The sequence below is a fragment of the Mesorhizobium sp. CU3 genome, from assembly GCF_006442965.1.
GTDB lineage: Bacteria > Pseudomonadota > Alphaproteobacteria > Rhizobiales > Rhizobiaceae > Mesorhizobium.
Window position 1 is genome coordinate 69,899 of the sequence record NZ_VFWX01000021.1, and the last position, 22,558, is coordinate 92,456.

General features: G+C 63.0%; 26 protein-coding genes. 16 read left to right on the forward strand and 10 right to left on the reverse strand.

The features are described 5' to 3' along the window. The first annotated feature begins 220 nt into the window (after positions 1-220). The 3 genes from FJ988_RS26400 to FJ988_RS26410 all read left to right on the forward strand — a co-directional run bounded on the left by FJ988_RS26400 (position 221) and on the right by FJ988_RS26410 (position 1,493). Positions 221-433: a cold-shock protein gene (locus tag FJ988_RS26400; protein WP_140821513.1), complete on the forward strand. Its 213-nt coding sequence runs from the start codon at positions 221-223 to the stop codon at positions 431-433. A gap of 236 nt (positions 434-669) precedes the next feature. Further along, complete coding sequence (locus FJ988_RS26405; RefSeq protein ID WP_006202521.1) at positions 670-882, forward strand: cold-shock protein; 213 nt, start codon at positions 670-672, stop codon at positions 880-882. Positions 883-1,085: 203 nt separating this feature from the next. Beyond that, positions 1,086-1,493, forward strand: coding sequence for a BA14K family protein (locus FJ988_RS26410; RefSeq protein WP_140821515.1), 408 nt, complete (start codon positions 1,086-1,088; stop codon positions 1,491-1,493). A gap of 75 nt (positions 1,494-1,568) precedes the next feature. Here the strand turns inward: FJ988_RS26410 and FJ988_RS26415 are convergent, their stop codons facing one another. The 3 genes from FJ988_RS26415 to FJ988_RS26425 form a co-directional block, all read right to left on the reverse strand. Further along, the gene (locus tag FJ988_RS26415; RefSeq protein WP_140821517.1) at positions 1,569-2,210 is read right to left on the reverse strand and encodes an MBL fold metallo-hydrolase; all 642 of its coding nucleotides are present in this window, start codon (positions 2,208-2,210) and stop codon (positions 1,569-1,571) included. Between the two features lie 176 nt (positions 2,211-2,386). Then, complete coding sequence (locus tag FJ988_RS26420) at positions 2,387-2,695, reverse strand: hypothetical protein (protein WP_140821519.1); 309 nt, start codon at positions 2,693-2,695, stop codon at positions 2,387-2,389. Positions 2,696-2,841: 146 nt separating this feature from the next. Next, positions 2,842-3,735, reverse strand: a complete 894-nt coding sequence (locus FJ988_RS26425; RefSeq protein WP_140821521.1) for a branched-chain amino acid aminotransferase — start codon at positions 3,733-3,735, stop codon at positions 2,842-2,844. A gap of 246 nt (positions 3,736-3,981) precedes the next feature. Here FJ988_RS26425 and FJ988_RS26430 point away from each other — a divergent pair, with 246 nt between their 5' ends. The 4 genes from FJ988_RS26430 (at position 3,982) to FJ988_RS26445 (ending at position 7,988) form a co-directional block, all read left to right on the forward strand. Continuing rightward, positions 3,982-4,515 carry a MarR family winged helix-turn-helix transcriptional regulator gene (locus tag FJ988_RS26430; RefSeq protein WP_140821523.1) on the forward strand — a complete coding sequence of 178 codons (534 nt, stop codon included), beginning with the start codon at positions 3,982-3,984 and terminating at the stop codon, positions 4,513-4,515. Then, on the forward strand, positions 4,502-5,221 hold the full coding sequence (locus FJ988_RS26435; RefSeq protein WP_140821525.1) for a response regulator: 720 nt from the start codon (positions 4,502-4,504) through the stop codon (positions 5,219-5,221). The genes FJ988_RS26430 and FJ988_RS26435 overlap by 14 nt, the downstream gene beginning before the upstream one ends. Positions 5,222-5,271: 50 nt before the next feature. Then, complete coding sequence (locus FJ988_RS26440; protein ID WP_140821527.1) at positions 5,272-6,687, forward strand: ATP-binding protein; 1,416 nt, start codon at positions 5,272-5,274, stop codon at positions 6,685-6,687. 209 nt (positions 6,688-6,896) lie between these two features. After that, positions 6,897-7,988, forward strand: a complete 1,092-nt coding sequence (locus tag FJ988_RS26445) for a glycosyltransferase family 1 protein (RefSeq protein WP_140821529.1) — start codon at positions 6,897-6,899, stop codon at positions 7,986-7,988. Positions 7,989-8,177: 189 nt separating this feature from the next. Here FJ988_RS26445 and FJ988_RS26450 read toward each other — a convergent pair whose 3' ends face one another. From FJ988_RS26450 to FJ988_RS26460, 3 genes are all read right to left on the reverse strand, one after another. After that, positions 8,178-8,537, reverse strand: a complete 360-nt coding sequence (locus tag FJ988_RS26450) for a tRNA-binding protein (RefSeq protein ID WP_140821532.1) — start codon at positions 8,535-8,537, stop codon at positions 8,178-8,180. A gap of 12 nt (positions 8,538-8,549) precedes the next feature. Further along, positions 8,550-9,050 (reverse strand): YbjN domain-containing protein, encoded by a 501-nt coding sequence (locus FJ988_RS26455; RefSeq protein WP_040989643.1) that lies wholly within the window; start codon positions 9,048-9,050, stop codon positions 8,550-8,552. 317 nt (positions 9,051-9,367) lie between these two features. Continuing rightward, the gene (locus tag FJ988_RS26460) at positions 9,368-9,670 is read right to left on the reverse strand and encodes an accessory factor UbiK family protein (protein ID WP_140821534.1); all 303 of its coding nucleotides are present in this window, start codon (positions 9,668-9,670) and stop codon (positions 9,368-9,370) included. Positions 9,671-9,865: 195 nt separating this feature from the next. Here FJ988_RS26460 and FJ988_RS26465 point away from each other — a divergent pair, with 195 nt between their 5' ends. From FJ988_RS26465 to FJ988_RS26495, 7 genes are all read left to right on the forward strand, one after another. Next, positions 9,866-10,105: a BrnA antitoxin family protein gene (locus FJ988_RS26465; protein ID WP_140821536.1), complete on the forward strand. Its 240-nt coding sequence runs from the start codon at positions 9,866-9,868 to the stop codon at positions 10,103-10,105. Between the two features lie 106 nt (positions 10,106-10,211). Further along, the gene (gene lgt / locus FJ988_RS26470) at positions 10,212-11,066 is read left to right on the forward strand and encodes a prolipoprotein diacylglyceryl transferase (protein WP_140821538.1); all 855 of its coding nucleotides are present in this window, start codon (positions 10,212-10,214) and stop codon (positions 11,064-11,066) included. Continuing rightward, on the forward strand, positions 11,063-12,130 hold the full coding sequence (locus tag FJ988_RS26475) for a class I SAM-dependent methyltransferase (protein ID WP_140821541.1): 1,068 nt from the start codon (positions 11,063-11,065) through the stop codon (positions 12,128-12,130). The genes lgt and FJ988_RS26475 overlap by 4 nt, the downstream gene beginning before the upstream one ends. Before the next feature lie 77 nt (positions 12,131-12,207). Beyond that, positions 12,208-12,996: a peptidoglycan editing factor PgeF gene (pgeF, locus tag FJ988_RS26480; protein ID WP_140821543.1), complete on the forward strand. Its 789-nt coding sequence runs from the start codon at positions 12,208-12,210 to the stop codon at positions 12,994-12,996. Continuing rightward, positions 12,996-14,147: a Xaa-Pro peptidase family protein gene (locus tag FJ988_RS26485; protein ID WP_140821545.1), complete on the forward strand. Its 1,152-nt coding sequence runs from the start codon at positions 12,996-12,998 to the stop codon at positions 14,145-14,147. Before pgeF ends, FJ988_RS26485 begins: the two co-directional genes overlap by 1 nt. Positions 14,148-14,201: 54 nt before the next feature. Further along, positions 14,202-14,816, forward strand: a complete 615-nt coding sequence (locus FJ988_RS26490) for a hypothetical protein (RefSeq protein WP_140821547.1) — start codon at positions 14,202-14,204, stop codon at positions 14,814-14,816. Between the two features lie 175 nt (positions 14,817-14,991). Further along, complete coding sequence (locus FJ988_RS26495; RefSeq protein ID WP_140821549.1) at positions 14,992-15,927, forward strand: ribose-phosphate pyrophosphokinase; 936 nt, start codon at positions 14,992-14,994, stop codon at positions 15,925-15,927. Here FJ988_RS26495 and FJ988_RS26500 read toward each other — a convergent pair. Further along, entirely contained in the window at positions 15,924-16,808 is an 885-nt protein-coding gene (locus FJ988_RS26500) for a helix-turn-helix domain-containing protein (protein WP_140821551.1), read from the reverse strand. The genes FJ988_RS26495 and FJ988_RS26500 overlap by 4 nt on opposite strands. Positions 16,809-16,974: 166 nt before the next feature. Here FJ988_RS26500 and FJ988_RS26505 point away from each other — a divergent pair, with 166 nt between their 5' ends. After that, the gene (locus FJ988_RS26505; protein ID WP_181183675.1) at positions 16,975-18,204 is read left to right on the forward strand and encodes an MFS transporter; all 1,230 of its coding nucleotides are present in this window, start codon (positions 16,975-16,977) and stop codon (positions 18,202-18,204) included. 180 nt (positions 18,205-18,384) lie between these two features. On the opposite strand, the gene FJ988_RS26510 is transcribed toward FJ988_RS26505, so the two are convergent. From FJ988_RS26510 to FJ988_RS26520, 3 genes are all read right to left on the reverse strand, one after another. Next, entirely contained in the window at positions 18,385-19,686 is a 1,302-nt protein-coding gene (locus FJ988_RS26510) for a glycosyltransferase (RefSeq protein ID WP_181183676.1), read from the reverse strand. A gap of 25 nt (positions 19,687-19,711) precedes the next feature. Beyond that, complete coding sequence (locus tag FJ988_RS26515) at positions 19,712-20,698, reverse strand: DUF563 domain-containing protein (RefSeq protein WP_181183677.1); 987 nt, start codon at positions 20,696-20,698, stop codon at positions 19,712-19,714. Between the two features lie 405 nt (positions 20,699-21,103). Further along, positions 21,104-21,961: an alpha/beta fold hydrolase gene (locus tag FJ988_RS26520; protein WP_140821559.1), complete on the reverse strand. Its 858-nt coding sequence runs from the start codon at positions 21,959-21,961 to the stop codon at positions 21,104-21,106. Positions 21,962-22,110: 149 nt separating this feature from the next. Between FJ988_RS26520 and FJ988_RS26525 the strand changes: the two genes are divergently transcribed. Beyond that, on the forward strand, positions 22,111-22,554 hold the full coding sequence (locus FJ988_RS26525; protein WP_140821561.1) for a MarR family winged helix-turn-helix transcriptional regulator: 444 nt from the start codon (positions 22,111-22,113) through the stop codon (positions 22,552-22,554). The last annotated feature ends 4 nt before the right edge of the window (positions 22,555-22,558 follow it).

The following is a 22,558-nucleotide window of genomic DNA, read 5'->3' on the forward strand; positions in this document are numbered from 1 at the left end:
GTTTCCGTGTAATAAATTTCCCGTTCGGGCATTTGCGACCCGGAGAGCGGAACGTTTTGGACGACCTTTCCCCGATAAGTGTGAATCTCTGACAGCCCCGTTTTTCGGCGGGGGGTTTGACCATGCGTGAATGCATGACCGCCGAAGCAACTACCGGGAATTGCCCGCGCGCGAGGCAGCGGGCAACCCATCATGACTGACGGGTGAAGGAGTTTCCCCAATGGCCCAGACCGGCACCGTAAAGTTCTTCAACGCCACCAAAGGCTTCGGCTTCATCACGCCCGATGGCGGCGCCAAGGACGTGTTCGTCCACATTTCCGCGATCGAGGCTTCCGGCCTGCGCACGCTGGTCGACGGCCAGAAGGTCACCTTCGATGTCGAGCCCGACCGCATGGGTAAGGGTCCGAAGGCGGTCAACCTGCGCGCCGGCTGAGCGTCGGCGCCTCCTGTCCTTGCGCATGCAATGATGCGGCAGGACAGTGAACCGGCTTCGTGACAGGTCCGAAAATTCAAAGGCGCGACGGTCTCGTCGCGCCTTTTTCGTCCCGGCAATGGCGCGATCGGCAGGCAAAAACTTTTTCTTGCCGATAGCGCTAAAATAAAGGACAAATTTCCTCTCGGGCATTTTGCCGGCCCGAGACTGACTTGATGGGATCAAAGGAGCTTCCCATGCCGCAGACCGGCACCGTCAAATTCTTCAACCATGCCAAGGGGTTCGGCTTCATCACGCCGGATGATGGCGCGAAGGATGTCTTCGTCCACATTTCGGCCGTGCAGGCGTCGGGCCTTCCCGGTCTTGAGGATGGGCAGAAAGTGACATTCGACACCGAGCCGGACAAGCGCGGCAAGGGTCCGAAGGCCGTCAATCTGTCGATCGGCTAAGCCGGCTTACGACGGATCCGACGGAAAGTGCATCAGGCGGGACCGCTCCCGCCCAGCATATGCCTGTGCCTAAGCCGAGAAAAAATCGTTTACGCTGAATCCGTTCAGCCTCCGTTCAGCCACGGTCTTCTATTAACCTTTGCTAAAGCCGGTCCGTATCCCCTGAGACAGACATGCGCGGGCCGGCGCGAAGGAGACCGAAAATGAACCGAATTCTCAAGACCGCCATCCTGACTGTCGGCATCGCCGCGACCACTTTGGCCACCTTCTCGGCAGCCAACGCCGACGACTGGGGCTGGCACCATCGCCATCGCGGCGACGCCCTCGCCGCCGGCGTTGTCGGCCTCGCGGCCGGCGCCCTGATCGGCAGCGCGCTGAGCAATCCCGGCCCGCGCTATTACGATCCGGCCTATGACGACGGCTATTATTATGACCGTCCGGTGCGCCGCTACTACGTGCAGCAGCCGCGCGTCGTCTATGCCGACCGCTATGCCGAGCCGTGGACCAGGGCCTGGTACGAGTATTGCTCGGACCGCTACCGCACCTTCAACTCGCGGACCGGCACCTTCACCGGCAATGACGGCGGCCAGCATTTCTGCGTCGCCAATTAAGCAGACCTTCCGGGTTCCCTGCCCAGAGCAAAGCGCCGCCTCGGAGCGGCGCTTTTCTTTTGCGGATTGCGAAGATCAGATCAAAAACGGGTTGGTCCGCCGCTCATCGCCGAAACGGCTGCCCGGACCATGGCCGCAGACGAAGCCGATGTCGTCGCCGAGCGGCAGAAGCTTTTGCTTGATCGAGGCGATCAGCGTCGCGTGGTCGCCGCCCGGCAGGTCGGTGCGGCCGATCGAGCCGCGAAACAGCACATCGCCGACATGCGCGAATTTCGCAGCGCGGTTGTAGTAGACGACATGTCCCGGCGCATGTCCCGGACAGTGCAGCACTTCGAACTGATGATCGCCGAACGACAAGATTTCGCCTTCGGTCAGAAAGCGGTCCGGCACGCAATTGCGCACCGGATCGGTGAGGCCGAAGCGTTTGGCCTGGTTCTCGAGATTGGCGAGCAGCGGTTTGTCGGCCTCGTGCGGGCCGATGATGTCGATGCCCAGCGCCTCCTTGAGCTCCATCGCCCCGCCGGCATGATCGATATGGCCATGCGTGATCCAGATCGCGCCGGCGGTGATCGCATTGTCCTGCAGCGCCTTGAGCACCTGGTCGATATCGCCACCGGGATCGACGACGACGCCGGCCTTGTCGTCCATGTCGAACAGGATGGTGCAGTTCTGCTGGAACGGCGTGACCGGCACGATGCCGGCATTGAGCTGACCCATGATCGTCCTTTCTCGAGCAATTCAGAAAAAGTGTAACGCGGTTTTCCGTTCGGAATTGCGTCAAGCTGAGTTTCGCCTTGATGTAGACAGGTCGGCGACCGCCGTCCACCTCGGCAGGAGCTCAAAAAGAAATGGGCGGCCAAGGCCGCCCATGACGAAGCCCGAGAATACAGGAGTTATTTCTTCATCGCGTTCATGACCGCGCCGATGATGCCGGTCAGGATAGCGCCGCCGCCGGCGCCGCCGAGAAGGTTCTTCAAGTCAAGCGCGCTGCCGATGCCGCCGGCCGCTGCCGCCGCATCGACTCCACCGCCGCCAAGCAGGCTGCCCAGGATTGCCGCGCCGCCGATACCGCCGACCGCGCCGCCGAGGATTTTGGTGAGCTGACCCATCGCCGCCTGCTTCAGCGCCGCGCCGATCGCCTGGCCGCCGATTACACCCGCAATTACCTGTACAACGATCTGGATAATCGTGTTGCTGTCCATGTAACTAGTCCCTCCATACCGGCCAGCCTCGTGCGGCCGACGTCATCATGAGACGCCGAATTACGTGAAAGTCAAATGCACGGATGCTGAAACAAAAAGGGCGGTTAGAAAACCGCCCTTACTGCATGAAAAAGCTATGACTTTCGCTATTCCGCTGCGATCGCCTGTTTTGGTTGCACTGCAGCAGAATAGTCGTTCATCAAAGTCTTGGCGATTTCTCCGACCTCGAATCGGTAGGGCCCGATCTCTGAGACGGGCGTGACTTCCGCGGCCGTGCCGGTCAGGAAACACTGTTCGAAACCTTCAAGCTCTTCAGGCATGATCGCGCGCTCGATCACTTCGAGGCCGCGGTCCTTGGCAAGGCCGATGACCGTGCGGCGGGTGATGCCGTCGAGGAAGCAGTCGGGCTTCGGCGTATGGATCTTGCCGTCCGTGACGAAGAAGATGTTGGCGCCGGTGGCTTCCGCGACCTGGCCGCGCCAGTCGAGCATCATGGCATCCGCATAGCCCTTGGCTTCGGCAGCGTGCTTGGACAGCGTGCAGATCATGTAGAGGCCGGCAGCCTTGGACTTGGACGGCGCGGTGCGCGGGTCCGGACGACGCCATTCGGCGACGTCTAGGCGGATGCCCTTCAGCTTTTGCGCCGGATCGAAATAGCTCGGCCATTGCCAGATGGCGATGGCGCAATTGATGCGGTTGTTCTGTGCCGCAACGCCCATCTGCTCGCTCCCGCGCCAGGCGATGGGGCGCACATAGGCGTCCTGGAAACCCTGCATCTTCAGCAGCGTGCGGCAGGCCTCGTCGAGCTCGGCGACAGAATAGGAAATCTTGAAGCCGAGCAGGCGCGCCGATTCATGCAGGCGCTCATTGTGCTCGGTCAGCTTGAAGATCTGGCCGCCATAGGCGCGCTCGCCTTCGAAGACGGCGCTGGCATAGTGCAGGCCGTGGGTCAGCACATGGATCTTGGCCTCGGTCCATTTGACGAACTCGCCGTTCATCCAGATGAAGCCGTCCAACTGATCGAAGGGAACGGATGCCATGGAAACCTCCCGCGGGCGAAGACCCGCATGTTTTTGTTTGATCCAGTTTTCGCGTCACACCAGGGCCCGAAACGGTGCCCCCAAGCGTAGGCGTATATTCAAGCCGTGGCAAACTCAGGAAGTTCCGGAAAAACGGCTCCCGCTTGCCTTTTCGTTCGCAATGCGCCCAAAAGCTTGTCAAAAATTATCATTGCACGGAAATTACGTCAATAGTACTGACATAATTCCGTGTCGTGTGGAGAAAAGATGATCGACAAAAGCCAGTCAGCCGGGAAACCGATCAAAACGGCGATCTCCGACGAGGACGGCATCGACTTTGCCATCATCGAGTTGTTTTTCTTCGCTTATCGCGATTTCACCTCGGACCCCGACCAGATCCTGGCCGATTACGGCTTCGGCCGCGCCCATCACCGGGTGCTGCATTTCGTCAACCGCCGGCCGGGCCTGACCGTTGCGGAGCTGCTCGATGTCCTCAAAATCACCAAGCAGAGCCTGGCCAGGGTGCTGAAGCAGTTGATCGACACCGACCATATCGTGCAGGTGCAAGGCCCGCGTGACCGCCGCCAGCGCGAACTCTACCCCACCGCCAAGGGACGTGCCCTGGCACTCGCACTGGCGCGGCCACAGTCGCGCCGCATCCGTGCTGCATTGGAGGATTCCGGAACCACTGAACGCGTTACGATCGAGCGCTTCCTGGAAGCTATGGTCAATCCGGAACTAAGAGCGCAGATTGACATTGTGCCTGCGCAAACATCGGGGAAGAACCATGGAGACCATTGAGAAGGTTGATCATCCGGCCGCGCCCGACGATGACGCGCCGCATCTTTTGGTGGTCGACGACGACACCCGCATCCGCAACCTTTTGAAGCAATATCTGTCCGAGAACGGCTTTCGCGTTACTGTCGCCGGCAATTCGAGCGAGGCCCGCCGCAAGCTCGCCGGCCTCGACTTCGACCTCCTGGTGCTCGACGTGATGATGCCTGGCGAGACCGGCGTCGACCTCACAAAGGCGCTGCGCGCCGAGAAGAACGTGCCGATCCTGATGCTGACGGCGCTGTCGGAGACCGACAGCCGTATCACCGGCCTGGAGGCCGGCGCCGACGACTACCTGCCAAAGCCCTTCGATCCGCGCGAGCTGATCTTGCGCATCAACAACATCCTACGCCGCGGCGGTCCGGCGGCGACGCCGAAGGTCGAGCAACTGGTGTTTGGCCCCTACACATTCCAGATCGCCAAGCGCGAATTGAAGCGCGGCGGCGAGGCGCTGAAGCTGACCGACCGCGAGCAGGAAATCCTGGCGATCTTCGCCGCGCGGGCCGGCGAGACGATCCCGCGCCACGAACTTGTCGGCGATGAATCGGATGTCGGCGAGCGCACCATCGACGTGCAGATCAACCGGCTGCGCCGCAAGATCGAACGCGATCCGTCCAACCCCGTCTGGCTGCAGACGGTGCGTGGTATTGGGTATCGGCTCAGCGTGGAATAAAATGCTTCCGAGGGCCTGCAGCTAACGGCCTTCGACAAGCGGAAGGGCGAATGGCGACCACGCAACTGGAACAGCCCGAAGGAGGCGGCCTCGGCGATCTCGCGATGCGAACGCTGAGGGCGATGCCGCGCGCCTGGAACCGGTTCTGGCGCCTGGTCGCGCTCTACATGCCGAAGCGGCTCTACGCCCGCTCGCTGATCATCGTGATCGCGCCGATGATCCTTTTGCAGTCAGTCGTCGCCTTCGTCTTCATGGAGCGCCACTGGCAGACGGTGACCCAGCGCCTGTCGCAGGCGACCATCGCCGACATCGCCGCCGTCATCGACATGATGGAGACCTATCCGCACGACGCCGATTACGCCAACATCATCCGTATCGCCCAGGACCGCATGCAGTTGAAGGTGGATCTCCTGCCGCCCGATCCGCTGCCGCCGCCCGGCCCGAAACCCTTCTTCTCGATCCTCGACGAAGCCCTGTCGTCGGAGATCACCAAGCAGATCAACCGTCCGTTCTGGATCGACACGGTCGGCAATTCCAACGTCGTCGAGGTTCGCGTCCAGCTCGAGGGCAAGGTGCTGCGCGTGTTCGTGCGCCGCAGCCAGGCCTATGCCTCCAACACCCACATCTTCCTGATCTGGATGGTCGGCACCTCGCTGGTGCTTTTGATGATCGCCATCCCCTTCCTGCGCAACCAGATCAGGCCGATCCTGACGCTGGCCGAGGCCGCCGAGAGCTTTGGCAAGGGCCGGCCGATGCCGCGCGATTTCCGTCCGCGCGGCGCCGAAGAAGTGCGCCGCGCCGGCTTCGCCTTCATCCAGATGCGCGAGCGCATCGAGCGCCAGATCGAGCAGCGCACCGCGATGCTGACCGGCGTCAGCCACGACCTCAGGACCATCCTCACCCGTTTCAAGCTGCAGCTGGCGCTGGCCGGCGGCAAGGCGGAGACGAAGGCGGCGCTGAACCAGGACATCGACGACATGCAGTCGATGCTGGAAGGCTACCTCTCCTTCGCCCGCGGCGAGGCTGCGGAGGACCCCGGCCGCTTCGATCTCGGAACCTATTTCCAGAAGCTTGCAGAGGAGGCGCAGCTTCGCGGTTGCAAGCTGACGACGACGCTGACCGGCGATCCGGCCGTGCATGTGCGGCCGAACGCTTTCGCCCGGCTATTGTCCAACGTCATCGGCAACGCTTTCCGCTACGCCAAGACGGTCGAAGTCCACGCCAATCACAATCGCGGCTCGCTCACCGTCACCATCGACGATAACGGCCCAGGCATCGCGCCCGACAAGCGCGAGGAAGTGTTCAAGCCGTTCCTCCGACTCGACGAGGCGCGCAACCTCGATGCCAGCGGCACCGGGCTCGGCCTGTCGATCGCCCGCGACATCGCCCGCAGCCATGGCGGTGACATCAGCCTGGAAGCCAGCCCGCTTGGCGGCTTGCGAGCGGTGATCAAGGTTCCGGCGTAAGCGGGCCGTAAAAGCAAGCTTCATCCGCCCGTCATGAAATCATGGTCAAGAGCGCGCATGAAGCGCGCGACCTTTATTGATTCGGACCTGCCGCCTTGCTTCGATCCCGCGCCTGCCCGGGTGCGCTGGAGCGAAGCGAGGGTCGCCGTCTGGTCGCCGTTCCGCCATCGTAACGGGGCGGGCAGGAACCTCCGCGCCAAAGGATCGCCATGCGCATCCTGATGGTCACCGATGCCTGGCGGCCGCAGGTCAACGGCGTTGTGCACACGCTGGAACGGCTGACCGAAGCGCTGAAGCCTTTCGACGTCGAGCTCGACTTTCTGACGCCCAACCTCTTTCGCACCTTGCCGATGCCGACCTATCCCGACATCCGGCTGGCGCTGACGACGCCCGGTCGCGTCGCGCGGCTTATCGGAGCGCGCAAGGCCGACCATATCCATATCGTCACCGAAGGCCCGCTCGGCATCATGGCGCGCCGGTATTGCCGCAAGGTGGGCCGGCCCTTCACCACCAGCTACCATACGCGCTTTCCCGAATATCTCAGCGCACGCCTGCCGGTGCCGGAAAGCTGGGCCTATCGCTGGCTGCGCGACTTCCACAATTCCGGCCAGGGCACGCTGGTCGCCACGCAATCGCTGGCCGACGATCTCAAGGCGCGTGGCTTCGACAAGCTGCGCCCCTGGACCCGCGGCGTCGACACCGAGCACTTCCGTCCGGACAAGCGCAAGGAAACGAGCTTTCCGCACCCGGTGTTTCTCAGCGTCGGCCGTGTCGCGGTCGAAAAGAACCTCACCGCTTTTCTCGACCTCGATCTGCCCGGCAGCAAGGTGGTCGTCGGCGAAGGCCCGGAACTGGCCAGGCTCAAGACGCGCTACCCGAACGTCCATTTCCTCGGCCACCGCCCGAACGACGAGCTGGCGGAAATCTACGCATCGGCCGATGTCTTCGTCTTCCCGAGCCGCACCGACACGTTCGGCAATGTCATCACCGAGGCCTTGGCCAGCGGCACGCCGGTCGCCGCCTATCCGGTGACCGGGCCGATCGACATTGTCGGCAACGGCGTCGGCGGCGCGGTGTCTAACGATCTGCGCGAGGCGGCGCTCAAGGCACTTGAGGTCGACCGCGCCGAGGCGCGCCAGCGCGCCATGCGCTACAGCTGGAAAGCCTGCGCCGAAATGTTCCTCGACGCGGTGGAGGAAGCGCTGGGCCGGACGCAAAATGAGGGCCGAGCGCCGACCTTCGTCATCCACGGGCGGAGCGGCGGCGAAGCCGGCGCGCAGACCCGAGGATCCATGCCGTGACCTATGTGTGTCCGCTGCGGCGGAGAATCTGCACAATTGAGGTAGCGGCGAAAAGACCATGCCCAGTGGAGCAGGCGAGTAGATAAGCGTCGCGTTCTGAGCCGTCAGCAATCTTCGATCAGCATAACGGCATGGATCCTCGGGTCTGCGCGTCCGCTTCGCTACCGCTCCGCCCGTGGATGACGAAAGTCAGAACAATCGGCCGCCGTCTGGGACCTTGCGCTCGATGGCGCCCAGCACCACGGCGCCCTCTTCGTCGGGAAAGCCGAGCGTCAGCACTTCCGACATGAACGGGCCGATCTGGCGCGGCGGGAAATTCACCACCGCGAAGACCTGCCGGCCGATAAGCGTCTCCGGCGTATAATATTTGGTGATCTGCGCCGAAGACTTCTTGACCCCGATGGCCGGGCCGAAATCGATCTTGAGCTTGAACGCTGGCTTTCGTGCCTCAGGGAACGGCTCGGCCTCGACGATCGTGCCGGCACGGATGTCGACACGATCGAAATCGGCAAAGCTGATCTCGGGCTTACGCGCGCTGCTTGAACTCATCGCTAACTTTGCTCAGGCGTTTCCGTGCGTCTCGAAGAGCACGCTGGACAGCGCGTCCTTCGCAGAGGTGCCCGACCAGACGACGAACTGGAAGGCCTGGAAATAGCATTCGCAGGCTTCGAGCGCCGACGACAGGAGCACCTCGACCTGCTGACTCGACGGCTCGACCCCGCCGGCGAGCAGCAGCGACTGGCGGAACATGATCGCGCCCTCCTGCTCCCAAAGGTCGAAATGGCCGAACAGCATCTGCTCGTTGATCAGCGACAACAGCCGCATCACTTCCAGCGCGCGCGTTTCCGGCACCTTGATGTCGAAGGCGCAGGCCAGATGCAGCGCCTCGAAATCCTCCATCCAGGAGAAAGACACATGGTAGTCGGTCCAGCTGCCGGCCACCGAAATCGAAATCTCGTCGTCGCCGGCACGCTCGAACGACCAGTCGTTGTTGTGGGCCACCTGCTCGATGACGTCCACCGGGTGGATTTCGCGGGAGAATTCGAGTTCGAGAAGTTCCATGAATGCTTCCTGTGTTCAGGGGAGCGCCACACGCTCCGCGGGGCACACACGACGAACAATTCTGTCTAGAACTCGGACGGCCAGGAACTTCTCAAACGCAAAGACCCCAGACCGGACCCCACCGCCCGGCGCATGACCCTGCTCCGAATCATGCAACAAATTCAGTCTATTGATCGGGAGTCGCGTGAACAGCCCAATTTTTCGCACTGCGGCATCCGCATGTGGAAAGGTGGCTGTCACAAAGATTCATGCAATGCCGGTAAGCGATTCACGGCAAAGCGATTTTTCGGATCGCGCTATGTGGAAAAGTTTAACGATTATTTTTTTGCGCGGGGCTTCGCCGCACCCGCCGGTGCGGCCTGCCCGGTCAATTCGGCGAGCTTTGCTTCCAGCGCTTCCACACGCGCAGCCAGCTGGATGTTGTCTTCGCGCGCCTTGACCGCCATCTCGCGCGCGGCCTCGAACTCCTCGCGCTGCACCACATCCATGGAGTTGAGCACCCGCTCGGCCTGGGCCCGCACCGCCGTCTCCACCTCGCGCCGAACGCCTTGCGCGGCGCCGGCGGCATCGGTCATAAGCTTGGCGAATTCGTCGAGAATGCGATTCGGTCCGGTCGACATGGCTGATCCTCGGCTTTGTTCGTTTTGACGTAGTGGCGAGCGATGCGGAATGCAAGAACGTTCAGGGTTGATACGTGCTGTGCGTTGCTATGGCACATGGCGGCGCCAGGCTTTCAAATCGCGCCAAGCTGTACTTGAGGACGCCAGATCGCCTATTGTGTTGCGTATCGCTTCAGCACTCGTCAGGGTCAACCTATGGCAACGCCCCCGCGCCGACCGACAAATCCGATGGCCGCCGCAGAAGCCGCCTTCAAGCCGGTCAAAAAACCAGCCGCCCCAATTCGCGAGCCCGCTGGCGCACCGAACGTTAGAGAACTTGTTTCGATCAGGATCGATCGAACTGTGCTGGACCACTTTCAAGAAGATGGTCCCGGCTGGCAGGACAGGATCAACGACGCTTTAAGGCAAATTGTCGCCGGCAAACCGCAGGGCTGAGACCGCAACCTGTCGTCGTTAAGGTAACCGCCGGGTTGCCTTGACCCCGCCAAAACCCTGCCGCATGGTCCGCGCCCAATCGTGACCGCTACCGGGAGACCCCAGTTTGAGCGAGTATTTCCTTTTGCCGCTGGCCTCCCTGCCCTTCCCCAACATCGACCCGGTCATCGTCAACATCGGACCGCTGGCGGTACATTGGTACGGTGTCGGCTATATCGTCGGCATCCTGTTCGCCTGGTGGTACGCCAAGCGCCTCGTCACCAATCCAAAGCTCTGGCCGAACGGCAACCTGCCGATGAAGCCTGAGGACCTCGACGATTTCATCGTCTGGGCGGCGATCGGCGTGGTGCTTGGCGGACGCACCGGCTATGTGCTGTTCTACGACCTGCCGCGCTATATCGCGCATCCGCTCGACATCTTTGCCGTCTGGCAGGGCGGCATGTCGTTCCATGGTGGCCTGCTCGGCGTCATCCTCGCCATGACGCTGTTTTCGCTCAAGCGCCGCATCCATACCTGGACCTTGTTCGATGTGGTGTCGGCCGGCGTGCCGGTGGGCCTTGGCCTTGTGCGCGTCGCCAACTTCATCAATTCCGAGCTTTGGGGCCGGCCCTCCAACGTGCCTTGGGCGATCGAATTCCCCAATGGCGGGCCCTTCACCCGCCATCCCAGCCAGCTCTACGAGGCATTGCTCGAAGGCCTCGTATTGTTCCTGGTCCTGCGCTTCCTCACCCATTCGCGCCTCAAGCTGAAGACGCCGCGCTTCGTCGGCGGCGCCTTCATCTGCGGCTACGGCCTGTCGCGCATCTTCGTCGAATTCTTCCGCGAGCCGGACCAGCAGCTCGGCTACCTGCTCGGCACCAACTGGCTGACCATGGGTATGATCCTGTCGACGCCGATGGTGCTGGCCGGCGTCTGGGCGATGGTCACCGCGAAGCCGATGGCGCAGCCGCAGCCGGCATGACCCGGCTGAAGGAGCGCATCGTCGAGCTGATCGAAGCCGTCGGGCCGATGCCGGTCGACGAATATATGGCGCTCTGCCTGTTCGATCCGCAGAACGGCTACTACACGACGCGCGAGCCTTTCGGCGCCGCCGGCGATTTCGTCACCGCGCCCGAGATCAGCCAGATGTTCGGCGAGCTCGTCGCCGTCTCGCTCTACCAGGCCTGGCAGAGCGCCGGCCGCCCGCTGCCCGCGACCTTCGCCGAGATCGGCCCCGGCCGCGGCACGCTGATGAAGGACATGCTGCGGACGTGGTCGCGGATCGACCCGGCGCTCGTGGGCAAGGCCTCGTTTGCCCTTGTCGAAACCAGCCCACGCCTTGTCGAAATCCAGAGACAGACGCTCGCCGGCCAGAGCGCCGAACTGGCCTGGCACCAGACCATCGACACGCTGCCGCGACAGCCGCTCTTCATCGTCGGCAACGAACTGTTCGACGCCGTGCCGATCCGGCAGTTCGTGCGTGCCGGCGAAAGCTGGCGCGAGCGCATGGTCGGCCTCGACGACAATGACGCGCTGCGCTTCTTCGCCGGCGCGGCCTCGCTCGACCCCTCGCTGCTGCCTAGCGATGCCGCTGATGCGCCCGAAGGCGCCATCGCTGAGCTCGCCCCTGCCCGCGCGGCATTGATGGCGGCGATCGCCGAGCGTATCGCCGCCCAAGGCGGCACCGGCCTCTTCATCGACTATGGCCATCTGCGGCCGGGCATCGGCGACACCCTGCAGGCCTTGCGCCGGCACCGGCATGAAGACGTGCTCGCCAATCCCGGCGAGGCCGATCTGACGTCGCATGTAGATTTCGCCGCATTAGCCGCTGCGGTGCGCCCGCATGGGCTCGATGTCGAGACGACGACGCAGGGGCAATTCCTGCTCGGCATGGGCCTGCTCGAGCGCGCCGGCGCGCTCGGCGCCAATGCCGACGACCAGGCGCGGCAGACCATCTCCGACGCCGTCGAACGCCTTGCCGGCCCCGACGCCATGGGCGAGCTGTTCAAGGTGCTGAAGATCGGACCGGCTGCGAAACCGACCTGAGGGCTACCGGACTGGCCCGGTCGCTCGCCAGAACTTCGCCTTGACGAACCCGCCTTGCGCGGACGACAAACCCAACCATGCTGAATCAGACCAGACCCGATCCGGTGCGCTCGACCCTTCTGGACAGGATCAAGGGCGTCCGCCATGGCTACTTCACCCGCGTCGGCGGCGTCTCAGGCGGTATCTATCACGGCCTCAACATCGGCACCGGCTCGAGCGACGACCAGGCGCTGGTGGCCGAAAACCGGCGCCGCGTCGCCGACTGGATGGGCGTCGCAGCCGATCATCTCCTGACCGCGCACCAGATCCATTCGCCCGACGTCGTCATCGCCAGGGAACCCTTCGCGGGTCCTCGCCCCAAGGCCGATGCGGTCGTCACCGACCGCCCAGGCATCGCCGTCGGCGCCTCGACCGCCGATTGCGGCCCGGTCCTATTCGCCGATGCCGAAGCGCGCGTCATCGGCGCGGCGCATGCCGGCTGGAAAGGCGCCTTCACCGGCGTGCTGGAAAACACCGTCGCCGCGATGGAAGGCCTCGGCGCCCGCCGCGAGCGCATCGTCGCCGTGCTCGGCCCGTCGATCGGTCCGGCCAATTACGAGGTCGGGCCGGAATTCGTCGCCCGCTTCGCCGAGGCGGACGCCGGCAACGAACGCTATTTCAAGCCGTCGCCTAATCCCGGACACTCGATGTTCGATCTCAACCAATATACGGTCGACCGGCTGCTGAAGGCCGGCGTGACCGCCGAAGGCCTTGGCCGCTGCACCTATGCGGAAGAAGAGCTTTTCTATTCCTACCGCCGCACCACCCACCGCAAGGAAGCGGATTACGGGCGCCAGGTTTCGGCAATCGCATTGGAGAAAGAATAATGGCGCTGCATTTCGAACGCTCGGAATTCGACGCGCGGCGCGACAGGCTGCTGATCGAGATGGCCGACAAGAAGCTCGATGCCGTGCTCTTGTTTGCCCAGGAAAGCATGTACTGGCTGACCGGCTACGACACTTTCGGCTTCTGCTTCTTCCAATGCCTGGTGGTGAAGGCCGACGGCTCGATGGTGCTGCTCACCCGCTCGGCCGATCTCAGACAAGCGCGTCACACCTCGACGCTGGACAACATCGTCTTGTGGACCGACCGCCAGGGCGCCAACCCGGCGATCGACCTGCGCAACCTGCTCAACGACCTCGACCTGCTCGGCGCCCGCATCGGCGTCGAATACGACACCCATGGTCTGACCGCCTATAACGGCCGCCGGCTGGACGAGCAGTTGCAGACCTTCGGCCAGATCGCCGATGCCTCCGGCATCGTCGGCCGGCTGCGTCTGTTCAAGAGCCCGGCCGAGATCGCCAAGGCGGAAAAGGCCGCCAATCTTTCCGATGACGCGTTGGACGCTGCCTTGCCGCTGATCAAGCAGGGTGGCGACGAAGGGCTGATCCTTGCAGCCATGCAGGGCGCGGTCTTTGCCGGCGGCGGCGACTATCCCGCCAACGAATACATCATCGGGTCCGGCGCCGATGCCTTGCTCTGCCGCTACAAGGCCGGCCGCCGCAAGCTCAACAAGAACGACCAGCTGACGCTGGAATGGGCCGGCGTCTTCCATCACTACCACGCGCCGATGATGCGCACGGTGCTGACCGGCAAGGCGTCGAAACGCCATCAGGAATTATTCGATGCCGCCAAAGCCGCCCTGCTTGCGGTCGAAAAGGCGATGACGCCCGGCAACACGTTCGGCGATGTTTTCGACGCCCATGCCCGCACGCTCGAAGCGCATAATCTGACCAAGCATCGGCTCAATGCCTGCGGCTATTCGGTTGGCGCCCGTTTCACGCCGTCCTGGATGGACATGCCGATGTTCTACCAGGGTAATCCAGAGCCGATCGCGCCCAACATGACGCTGTTTGCGCACATGATCATCATGGACTCCGAGACCGAGACGGCCATGACGCTCGGCCGCACCTACCTCACCACCGAATCGGCGCCCAGGCCGCTCTCACGCCATGATCTCGACTTGATCGTGCAGTGAATCCATAATGGTTGGTTCACGCGGGGGCGTTCGCCAATAGGGAGTTTTCGGGCAATGAGACGATCGCAGGTGACGACCGTGTCATTGCTTGCGGCGCTGGCGCTCGCCGCCTGCACCAACGCCAAGGACGTGCTGGAGCCTTCGGCGATCACGCCGCCCGCCAGTTCCACCGCCCAGACCGTGCCGGCCACGCAAGGCACGGCATCGGCCACGACATCACCCACCGTGACCGCTCCCGCGCCGGCCACGCCAGGTGCCTCGACTGCCACCACGCCGGCCCAGACCGCCGCGCTCGCCAAAACGCGGCTGCAGGTGGCGCCGATCGTCGGCGCGCCGGTCGAAGCCGCGGGACCCTTGACGGCCGAGTTGCAGACGCGCGCCAAACAGCGCGGCCTGACGCTCGTCGGCAGCACCGATCAGACAGCAACGCATGTGCTGAAGGGCTATTTCTCGACCATGTCGGAGGGCAAGGACACTACCGTGATCTACGTCTGGGACGTCTACGACCCTTCGGGCAACCGCCTGCACCGCATCAACGGCCAGCAGAAGGCGGCCTCCGTCGGCAGCGGCGAGGGCTGGACGACGGTGGCGCCGGCGACCATGCAGGCCATCGCCGACCAGACGATCGACCAGTTCGCCGCCTGGCTCGGCACCGGCGGCGCCGGCTGACTAGGCAGTTGCCGGCCGAACTGTTGCCGGCTTGCGATGTTTTCAAACCTTTGTTACGGCCGTCGGAAGGATTCCCCACAACGAGGCTTGCAATACCGGCGCGGACCGCTAAAAGCCCCGCATAAAAGGCTCATGAGAGTCTCTCCGCCTCTCCATCCTTCACCAGGAACGGTGCATGAAGCTTTTCGCGGGCAATTCCAACCGGGTGCTGGCCGAGGCGGTCGCTCGCTATCTCAACATACCGCTGGGCAAGGCCAGCGTCAGGCGCTTCGCCGATCAGGAAATCTTCGTCGAGATCCAGGAGAACGTCCGCGGCGAGGACGTCTTCATCCTGCAGTCGACCTCTTATCCGACCAACGACCATCTGATGGAACTGCTCATCATGATGGATGCCTTCATGCGCTCCTCGGCGCGGCGCATCACGGCCGTCATCCCCTATTTCGGCTATGCCAGGCAGGACCGCCGCGCCTCGGGCCGCACGCCGATCTCGGCCAAGCTGGTCGCCAACATGATCACCCGCGCCGGCGCCGACCGCGTGCTGACGCTCGATCTCCATGCCGGCCAGATCCAGGGCTTCTTCGACATTCCGACCGACAATCTGTTCTCGGTGCCGGTGATGGCCCGCGACGTGAAGGCCAAGTACAAGCAACTCGGCAACGTCGTCGTGGTGTCGCCCGACATCGGCGGCGTGGTCCGCGCCCGTGCGCTGGCCAAGCGCTTCGATGCTCAGCTGGCAATCGTCGACAAGCGCCGCGAGCGGCCCGGCGAATCCGAGGTCATGAACATCATCGGCGCCGTCGCCGGCAAGGATTGCCTGCTGATCGACGACATCGTCGATTCCGGCGGCACGCTGTGCAATGCCGCCGATGCGCTGCTCGCCAACGGTGCGACCAGCGTCACCGCCTACATCACCCATGGCGTGCTGTCGGGCGGCGCGGTGACGCGCATCGCCGGCTCGAAGCTGCAGGAACTCGTGATCACCGATTCCATCCAGCCGACGCAAGGCGTGCTCGACGCCCCCAACATCCGCGTCATCTCGATCGCCGACCTGATGGGCGAAGCGATCTCACGCACCGCGACCGAAGAATCAGTGTCGAGCCTGTTCGACTAAACCGCGGCGATTTCCGTCCGCGCCGGTCCGCTCAGCCGCCTTGGCCCCTCACCTGCCTCACGCGCGCCGCGCATGTAGCCGCGCGGCGAAGAGCCGAGCATGCGCTTGAACATGGTGATGAAGGCCGGCACGCTGTCATAGCCGAGATCGAGCGCCACGCGCGTGATCGGTTCGCCGTCGGCGAGCCTCGGCAGTGCCGCGAACAGGCAGGCCTGCTGGCGCCATGTCGACAGCGACAGCCCGGTCTGGCGGTGGAAGGCGCGGGTGAAGGTGCGGCGGCTCATGCCCGCCGCATCCGCCCATTCGTCGATCGTGGCATGCGGTGAAGGTGCCGCCACGAAGCGCCGGCAGAGCGCGGCGAGCTTCGGATCGGACGGGAAAGGCAGGCCGAGCGGCCGTTCCGGCAGGTTCGGGATCTCGTGCAGCATAAGCCCCATGATCAGGCCGCCGCGCCCTTCCAGCTCGCCGCCCTGCGGCAGCTTCTCCGATTCCACGATCAGGCTGTGCATCAATTCGGTAATGCCGACGACGCGCAGGCCTTCCGGCAGCCCGGCAATGGCATCCGGCATGACATAGACCGAGCGCATCGAGACGTCGCCCAGCATCTCGACCGAATGCTCGGTGCCGGCCGGTATCCACATCGCGTGGTCCGGCGGCACCATCCAGCGCCCGTGCTTCGTCGTCACCAAGACGACGCCGACCAGCGCGTGCAGCAACTGGCTGCGGCTGTGGCGGTGCAGCGGCACGTGATAACCATCGGGATATTCCGTCGGCAGCGCCACCGCCGGCCCCACGGCCTCTTCCAGCCATTGCCAGCGGCTTTGATGCAGCCGGCCGAGCTCGGCGGCATCGCCTTTGAAGATATCCCGCCCATGCGGCATTGGATGTGGCCCACTTGCGAAACTATTGGACCAAACCACGAAAGAAGTCGCTTGGCAACAGGCCTATAAGGCCGGCTGCGGTTCGCCGCCATAAGAGCATGATCCCGAAAAGTGGGAACCGGTTTTCGGAAAAGATCATGCTCCGACAAGACCACGGAGCATAGCCTTGACTGATACGACCGCCACATCCGTTGCCGCGCCGGCGACGGCAAGCAGCACCTCGGCGCAAGCGACGGTGTTTGCCGTCATCCTTTCGGTGAGCTTCTGCCATGGCATCAACGACATCATGCAGTCGCTGCTGCCGGCGATCTATCCGCTCCTCAAAGAGAATTACGGTCTCGACTTCTGGCAGATCGGCCTTCTGACCTTCACCTTCCAGGTCACGGCCTCGCTGCTGCAGCCGGTGATCGGCATGGTCACCGACAAGCGGCCGATGCCCTATTCCTTGCCCTGGGGCATGGCTTCGTCGCTGGTCGGCCTGATCGTGCTGGCCTATGCCGGCCACTATGTGCTGCTTCTGGTCGGTGCCTCGCTGATAGGCATCGGCTCGGCGATCTTCCATCCGGAATCCTCGCGCATCGCCCGCTTCGCCTCTGGCGGCCGGTTCGGCCTCGCGCAATCGCTGTTCCAGGTCGGCGGCAATTTCGGCCAGTCGATGGGACCGCTGCTCGCCGCCTTCATCGTCGTGCCCTTCGGCCAGACCAGCATTTCCTGGTTCGCTATCGGCTCGCTGATCGGCATCTTCGTGCTTTGGCAGGTCGGCGGCTGGTACAGCCGCAAGCGCGCTTCGCTGGCCGCCCGCAAGCAGGTTGCCCACGTGTCGCCCTTCCCGCGCAGGAAGGTGATGGGCGCGCTCGCTGTGCTCACGCTGCTGGTGTTGACCAAGAACGCCTATATCGCCTCGCTCTCCAGCTATTACACCTTCTATTCCATCCATAAGTTCGGCGTCTCGGTGCAGACGAGCCAGGTCATGCTGTTCCTGTTCCTCGGTGCCTCGGCGCTGGGCATACTCCTCGGCGGCCCGTTCGGCGACCGTTACGGACAGAAGGCGATGATCTGGTTCTCGATCGTCGGCGTGTTGCCGTTCACGCTGGCGCTGCCCTACGCCAATCTGGAATGGACGATGGTGCTTACCGTGCTGATCGGCCTGATCCTGTCCTCGGCCTTCTCCAACATCGTGGTCTTCGCGCAGGAACTGGTGCCCGGCCGTGTCGGCACGATCGCCGGCATCTTCTTCGGCTTCGCCTTCGGTATGGGCGGCATCGCCGCTGCCGTACTCGGCGTCATCGCCGACATGAAGGGCATCGACTTCGTCTTCCACGTCTGCTCGTATCTGCCCTTCCTCGGCTTGCTGACGGTGTTTTTGCCGAACATGAAGGAAGCCAGGAAGGCCTGAGCGACTGGGCCGGAGAGGATAGGAGAGCGCGAAGCGAATGCCCGTGTCATAAGGCGGGTGCTTCCGTCGCGGGCCTAGAGCAATTCCAGGAAAAGTGTGAGCGGTTTTCCGTCGGGAATTGCGTAAAAACAAAGGGATAGAGTGTTTCGCCGTTTCCGTGAAACGGTGAAACGCTCTAGGTTAGCCCTTTGTCCGCAGACCCAGGCGCTGTGAAATCGCGCTGAGGAAGCCTGCAAATACATCGGCCGATCTCAGCATTGGCAAATTGGCCGACGCATCGCGCCCCCGCCTCGGCAAGGCCGCGAACAGCTGCGAAAGGTCTTGAAGCGTTGCCGTCCAAAGCAGCCCTTTCAACTGCGCGGCATCCGCCGATAGTGGATCGCGACGTTCGCTCCGCAACACCTGCACAAGCAATTGCTGGAAATCCACCGGGTTGTCGGCAAGTCTGACGCTCCGCCAATGCTTGAAATGTTCGTAACCGCGAAACGCGAAGGGCGTCGCCACGATCTGCTTGCGATTGTACAGCGCTTCGGCAGTCTTGATGTTGGTGCCGCCGCCTTCGAGGATCGGAAGGATCACGACATCGGCAAGCTCGATAAGGGCGCTGAGCGTTCCCGCCTCCTGCACGCCGAGCAAATCGATCCGGGCATTGTTGACGTCGGCGTTGCGCAGAAATCTTGGATCGCCCTCAATCTGGCCGGCAACGCCGCCGACCACCACGATACGCTCGGCAGGCGAGAGGAAGCCGAGATCCGGCGCAATCATCTCAAGAAATCCGTTGGCATTGGGAGGGTGACCCGACGCTACAAACAGGGCCGTGCGCAGGCCGGCAAGCCGCGATGCCCAATGCTCGAGGCCGACGGGTGTCGCTCGAGGCCAGATGCCGTTGGCGGCGACCACCACGCTTGGATTGAGTTTGCGAAAATAGGCGGCATCCTGCTCGCTGACGGCGACCACGAGATCCGCCTTTGCCGCCAGATCCGACTCGATCTCCGCGGCGCGCCGGGCGTTCCAGGGGTCAGCCTCCGCGCCCGGCATCCTGGCTTCCTGCGCCAGCAATTCCTGTTCCACATTGTTCGAACAATAGACGACTGAAAAGCGCGCCTCGGGAGCGCATATCGCCCTATATTCGCGCACTGCGGGCCACAGCCAGCATTGTTCCAGGGCGATGACGTCGGGCCTGAAGTCGTCGAGAAATTTTGCGATTTCGCGGCGATGGAATCTGCTTGCCGCGACGAATTCGGCAGTGGCGACGTCGGAACGCCATTTGCGCCGGGTCATCTTCTTGCGGAACCTGCGCGGCATCTCGACGAAGAGGTCGCCGGGCTCGACATCCTTGCTGGCGCCGCGATTGGGGCTGACGACGATATGGCGGGTCTCCCAACCTCGCTCGCGCAGCACCCGGTGAATGGCGTTGGCCCTGAGTTGGCCGCCATGGACTGGATTCGCGATCCCAAAGGTTCCAAGCGACACGTACTTCATGGCTGGCGGCGGACCGTTGCTGGCATCAGAGGTGTGCAAGAGCGTCACGCAAAGCGGCAATATCCACGGTGCTGTTGAGCGTCGGTGGTCTCGTCCCAGAGTTTGTGCGGAATCTGTCGCCATTCATATGCGAAGGGCTTAGAACCAACGAATAGTCGTGGCCGCATGCGCCGGTCAGATTGAACAACCAGCGCTCCGCCCTGCCATCATCGTCCCAATAGCCGATCCAATCTTCGGGCATCAGGTCGATGATTTGCGCACCAGGCGCCGCAAAGATCATATTGGCGAAGGCTGAGCCGTGGCTTCCCGCGATGGCCTGGGCCGAGGCGAACAGCTCGATCTGATCGCGAAAACTCAAGCGCCCGGGATCGACGCTTTCAAAGCCGGCTTGCGCGAAAAGACGGCGCACCTCGGCTTCGTTTTCGACAAAGCGTGGCGATGACCCGCTGTCGCGCATCAGATAGAGGCGACGTGTCGGCGTCGGTTCGGGCGCGTCCACGAATCGCCTGAGCTTGGCCAGTGACTCCGGGTTCGGATGGAAGCAATGTTCGCAGTTCAGCGTCGTCGCCAGCGTAAGACCATTGAAGCCCACGAAGCCGCCAACTCGCATCGCGTGGCGCCGGCCGAAACCCAGTTGCGAGAGATAGCGTGGGACCCATTTCGGAAAGACTGCCGGTAGCCACAGTTTGAGGCGGTGCTCCGAGATGTAATCGTCGAGTTCCGCAAGGCCGCACAACCCGTCGAGAAGAAAAGTGCCGTAGGCGCCGCTCGATCGCGGGAAGACATGGATCAGTTCACCCTTCATCTTCGCCGAGACTGATGCGCGGATACGTTCGGCAAGGCCCTCGCGGGTCGTATCGACATGATAGGAGGCGACGGGCCGGGTCAGATCGTCAAATGCCCCGTCCTGCCGCACGATCAAGCCGCTTTCGGCATCAGCAACGCAATTCGTCAGGCGCTGAAGCGAAAGTGCCGGCGCGACATAAGAGATGCGTTCGAAAAGCTGCCGCAAAATCCTTTCGCGTGGCGAGCGAATGTTGGTGTGGATGTTAGCCCTTCGCGTAGGCTTGACCTGACGGCTTGGCACAACAAGCGCCTCACCCGGCGGCGCGACAGTGTTTCGCCACAATCGCATACGCAAGCTATCAAGCATGGTGCACGCGATCGCCCCTATAGTGCGTGTTTGGTGAACAACTTAAGAGACATCTCGAACCATTGAGCTGTCCATAGTATTCCGGATGCTGCCCATTTGATCGGAACCTATCTACGCTACGGGCAATATAAAACAACCCGGGAGCTTCCATGGACGGCAACTTCGCCCGAGCATTCGCCGATCGACGGGCGCCGATAACTGCCAGCGGCTTGGCGGCTGAAGGCACCCGCCTCGTGGCGGGTGCTCTGTTCGTGTGACAAGGCGTTAAGCCTTGAAGAACGCCAGCAGGTCGGCGTTGATCACCTCCGCGTGGGTCGTCGCCATACCGTGCGGGAAGCCCTTGTAGACCTTGAGCTCGCCCTTCTTGAGCAGCTTGATCGACAAGAGCGCCGAGTCGGCGATCGGCACGATCTGGTCGTCGTCGCCATGCATGACCAGCACCGGCACGTCGATGGCCTTGAGGTCCTCGGTGAAGTCGGTTTCCGAGAACGCCTTGATGCAGTCGTAATGCGCCTTGGTGCCGCCCATCATGCCCTGGCGCCACCAATTGTCGACAACACCTTGCGAGACCACCGCGCCCGGGCGGTTGAAGCCGTAGAAGGGCCCGGCCGGGACGTCGCGGAAGAACTGGGCGCGGTTGGCGGCCTGGGCCGCGCGAAAGCCGTCGAACACCTCGAGCGGCAGACCGCCCGGATTGGCCGCCGTCTTCAGCATGATCGGCGGCACCGCGCCGATCAGCACGGCCTTGGCGACGCGGCCGCCCGAGCCGTATCTGGCGACATAGCGCGCCACCTCGCCGCCGCCGGTCGAATGGCCGACATGGATGGCGTTCTTGAGGTCGAGATGTTGCGCAAGCGCGGCGACATCCGCGGCATAGGTGTCCATCTCATTGCCGATGTCGGTCTGGGTCGAACGGCCGTGGCCGCGGCGGTCATGCGCGATGACGCGGTAGCCTTCTTCCAGGAAGAACAGCATCTGGGCGTCCCAGTCGTCGCTGCTCAAGGGCCAACCGTGGTGGAAGACGATCGGCTGCCCCGTGCCCCAATCCTTGTAGAAGATCTGCGTGCCGTCCTTGGTGGTGATCGTGCCGCTGCCCGAGCCTGATTTGGTCTGCGAAGTCATCCTAAACTCCTCCAGGTTGATTTCGCGATAAACAATATCGCGATAACTATATCGCTAGCGCAATCTCAAACCCTTGTCCACAATAATATGTATCGCGATATCTTTTTTCGTGGTATGCAGCCGGTACTCAGTCGGCAAAGGAATGCGACGTGCCTCTTCCGTTGGACAGTCAGCTCTGCTTCACGCTCTATGCCACCTCGATGGCGATCAATCGCACCTACAAGCCGATGCTGGACGAGATGGGCATCACCTATCCGCAATATCTCGTCCTCAACGCCCTGGGCGAGGCGGACGGCATGTCGGTCGGCAGCATCGCGCATCGGCTTGCGCTGGAATCCAGCACGATCACGCCGCTGGTGAAGCGCATAGAACAGGCCGGACTGGTGACCCGCCAGCGCAGCCAGACCGACGAGCGGCAGGTACAGGTCGACCTCACCGCCGCCGGACGGGCGCTGCTTACCCAGTGTAATTGCCTCAACGAGACGCTGGTCGAGCGCTCAGGCATGACGCTGGCCGAGCTAGATGTCCTGAACCGGCAAATCCAGAAATTGCGGGACGCGCTGAACAACAGCCAGACGGCCGGCGCTGCATAAAGAG

Coding starts and splice junctions, on each gene's coding strand:
- FJ988_RS26485 (WP_140821545.1), top strand. CDS start 12,996: ATGGCGCTGCATTTCGAACGCTCGGAATTCGACGCGCGGCGCGACAGG.
- FJ988_RS26440 (WP_140821527.1), top strand. CDS start 5,272: ATGGCGACCACGCAACTGGAACAGCCCGAAGGAGGCGGCCTCGGCGAT.
- FJ988_RS26495 (WP_140821549.1), top strand. CDS start 14,992: ATGAAGCTTTTCGCGGGCAATTCCAACCGGGTGCTGGCCGAGGCGGTC.
- FJ988_RS26460 (WP_140821534.1), bottom strand. CDS start 9,670: ATGTCGACCGGACCGAATCGCATTCTCGACGAATTCGCCAAGCTTATG.
- FJ988_RS26430 (WP_140821523.1), top strand. CDS start 3,982: ATGATCGACAAAAGCCAGTCAGCCGGGAAACCGATCAAAACGGCGATC.
- FJ988_RS26475 (WP_140821541.1), top strand. CDS start 11,063: ATGACCCGGCTGAAGGAGCGCATCGTCGAGCTGATCGAAGCCGTCGGG.
- FJ988_RS26400 (WP_140821513.1), top strand. CDS start 221: ATGGCCCAGACCGGCACCGTAAAGTTCTTCAACGCCACCAAAGGCTTC.
- FJ988_RS26420 (WP_140821519.1), bottom strand. CDS start 2,695: ATGGACAGCAACACGATTATCCAGATCGTTGTACAGGTAATTGCGGGT.
- FJ988_RS26450 (WP_140821532.1), bottom strand. CDS start 8,537: ATGAGTTCAAGCAGCGCGCGTAAGCCCGAGATCAGCTTTGCCGATTTC.
- pgeF (WP_140821543.1), top strand. CDS start 12,208: ATGCTGAATCAGACCAGACCCGATCCGGTGCGCTCGACCCTTCTGGAC.
- FJ988_RS26415 (WP_140821517.1), bottom strand. CDS start 2,210: ATGGGTCAGCTCAATGCCGGCATCGTGCCGGTCACGCCGTTCCAGCAG.
- FJ988_RS26465 (WP_140821536.1), top strand. CDS start 9,866: ATGGCAACGCCCCCGCGCCGACCGACAAATCCGATGGCCGCCGCAGAA.
- FJ988_RS26490 (WP_140821547.1), top strand. CDS start 14,202: ATGAGACGATCGCAGGTGACGACCGTGTCATTGCTTGCGGCGCTGGCG.
- FJ988_RS26510 (WP_181183676.1), bottom strand. CDS start 19,686: ATGAAGTACGTGTCGCTTGGAACCTTTGGGATCGCGAATCCAGTCCAT.
- FJ988_RS26455 (WP_040989643.1), bottom strand. CDS start 9,050: ATGGAACTTCTCGAACTCGAATTCTCCCGCGAAATCCACCCGGTGGAC.
- FJ988_RS26500 (WP_140821551.1), bottom strand. CDS start 16,808: ATGCCGCATGGGCGGGATATCTTCAAAGGCGATGCCGCCGAGCTCGGC.
- FJ988_RS26410 (WP_140821515.1), top strand. CDS start 1,086: ATGAACCGAATTCTCAAGACCGCCATCCTGACTGTCGGCATCGCCGCG.
- FJ988_RS26445 (WP_140821529.1), top strand. CDS start 6,897: ATGCGCATCCTGATGGTCACCGATGCCTGGCGGCCGCAGGTCAACGGC.
- FJ988_RS26520 (WP_140821559.1), bottom strand. CDS start 21,961: ATGACTTCGCAGACCAAATCAGGCTCGGGCAGCGGCACGATCACCACC.
- FJ988_RS26425 (WP_140821521.1), bottom strand. CDS start 3,735: ATGGCATCCGTTCCCTTCGATCAGTTGGACGGCTTCATCTGGATGAAC.
- FJ988_RS26435 (WP_140821525.1), top strand. CDS start 4,502: ATGGAGACCATTGAGAAGGTTGATCATCCGGCCGCGCCCGACGATGAC.
- FJ988_RS26405 (WP_006202521.1), top strand. CDS start 670: ATGCCGCAGACCGGCACCGTCAAATTCTTCAACCATGCCAAGGGGTTC.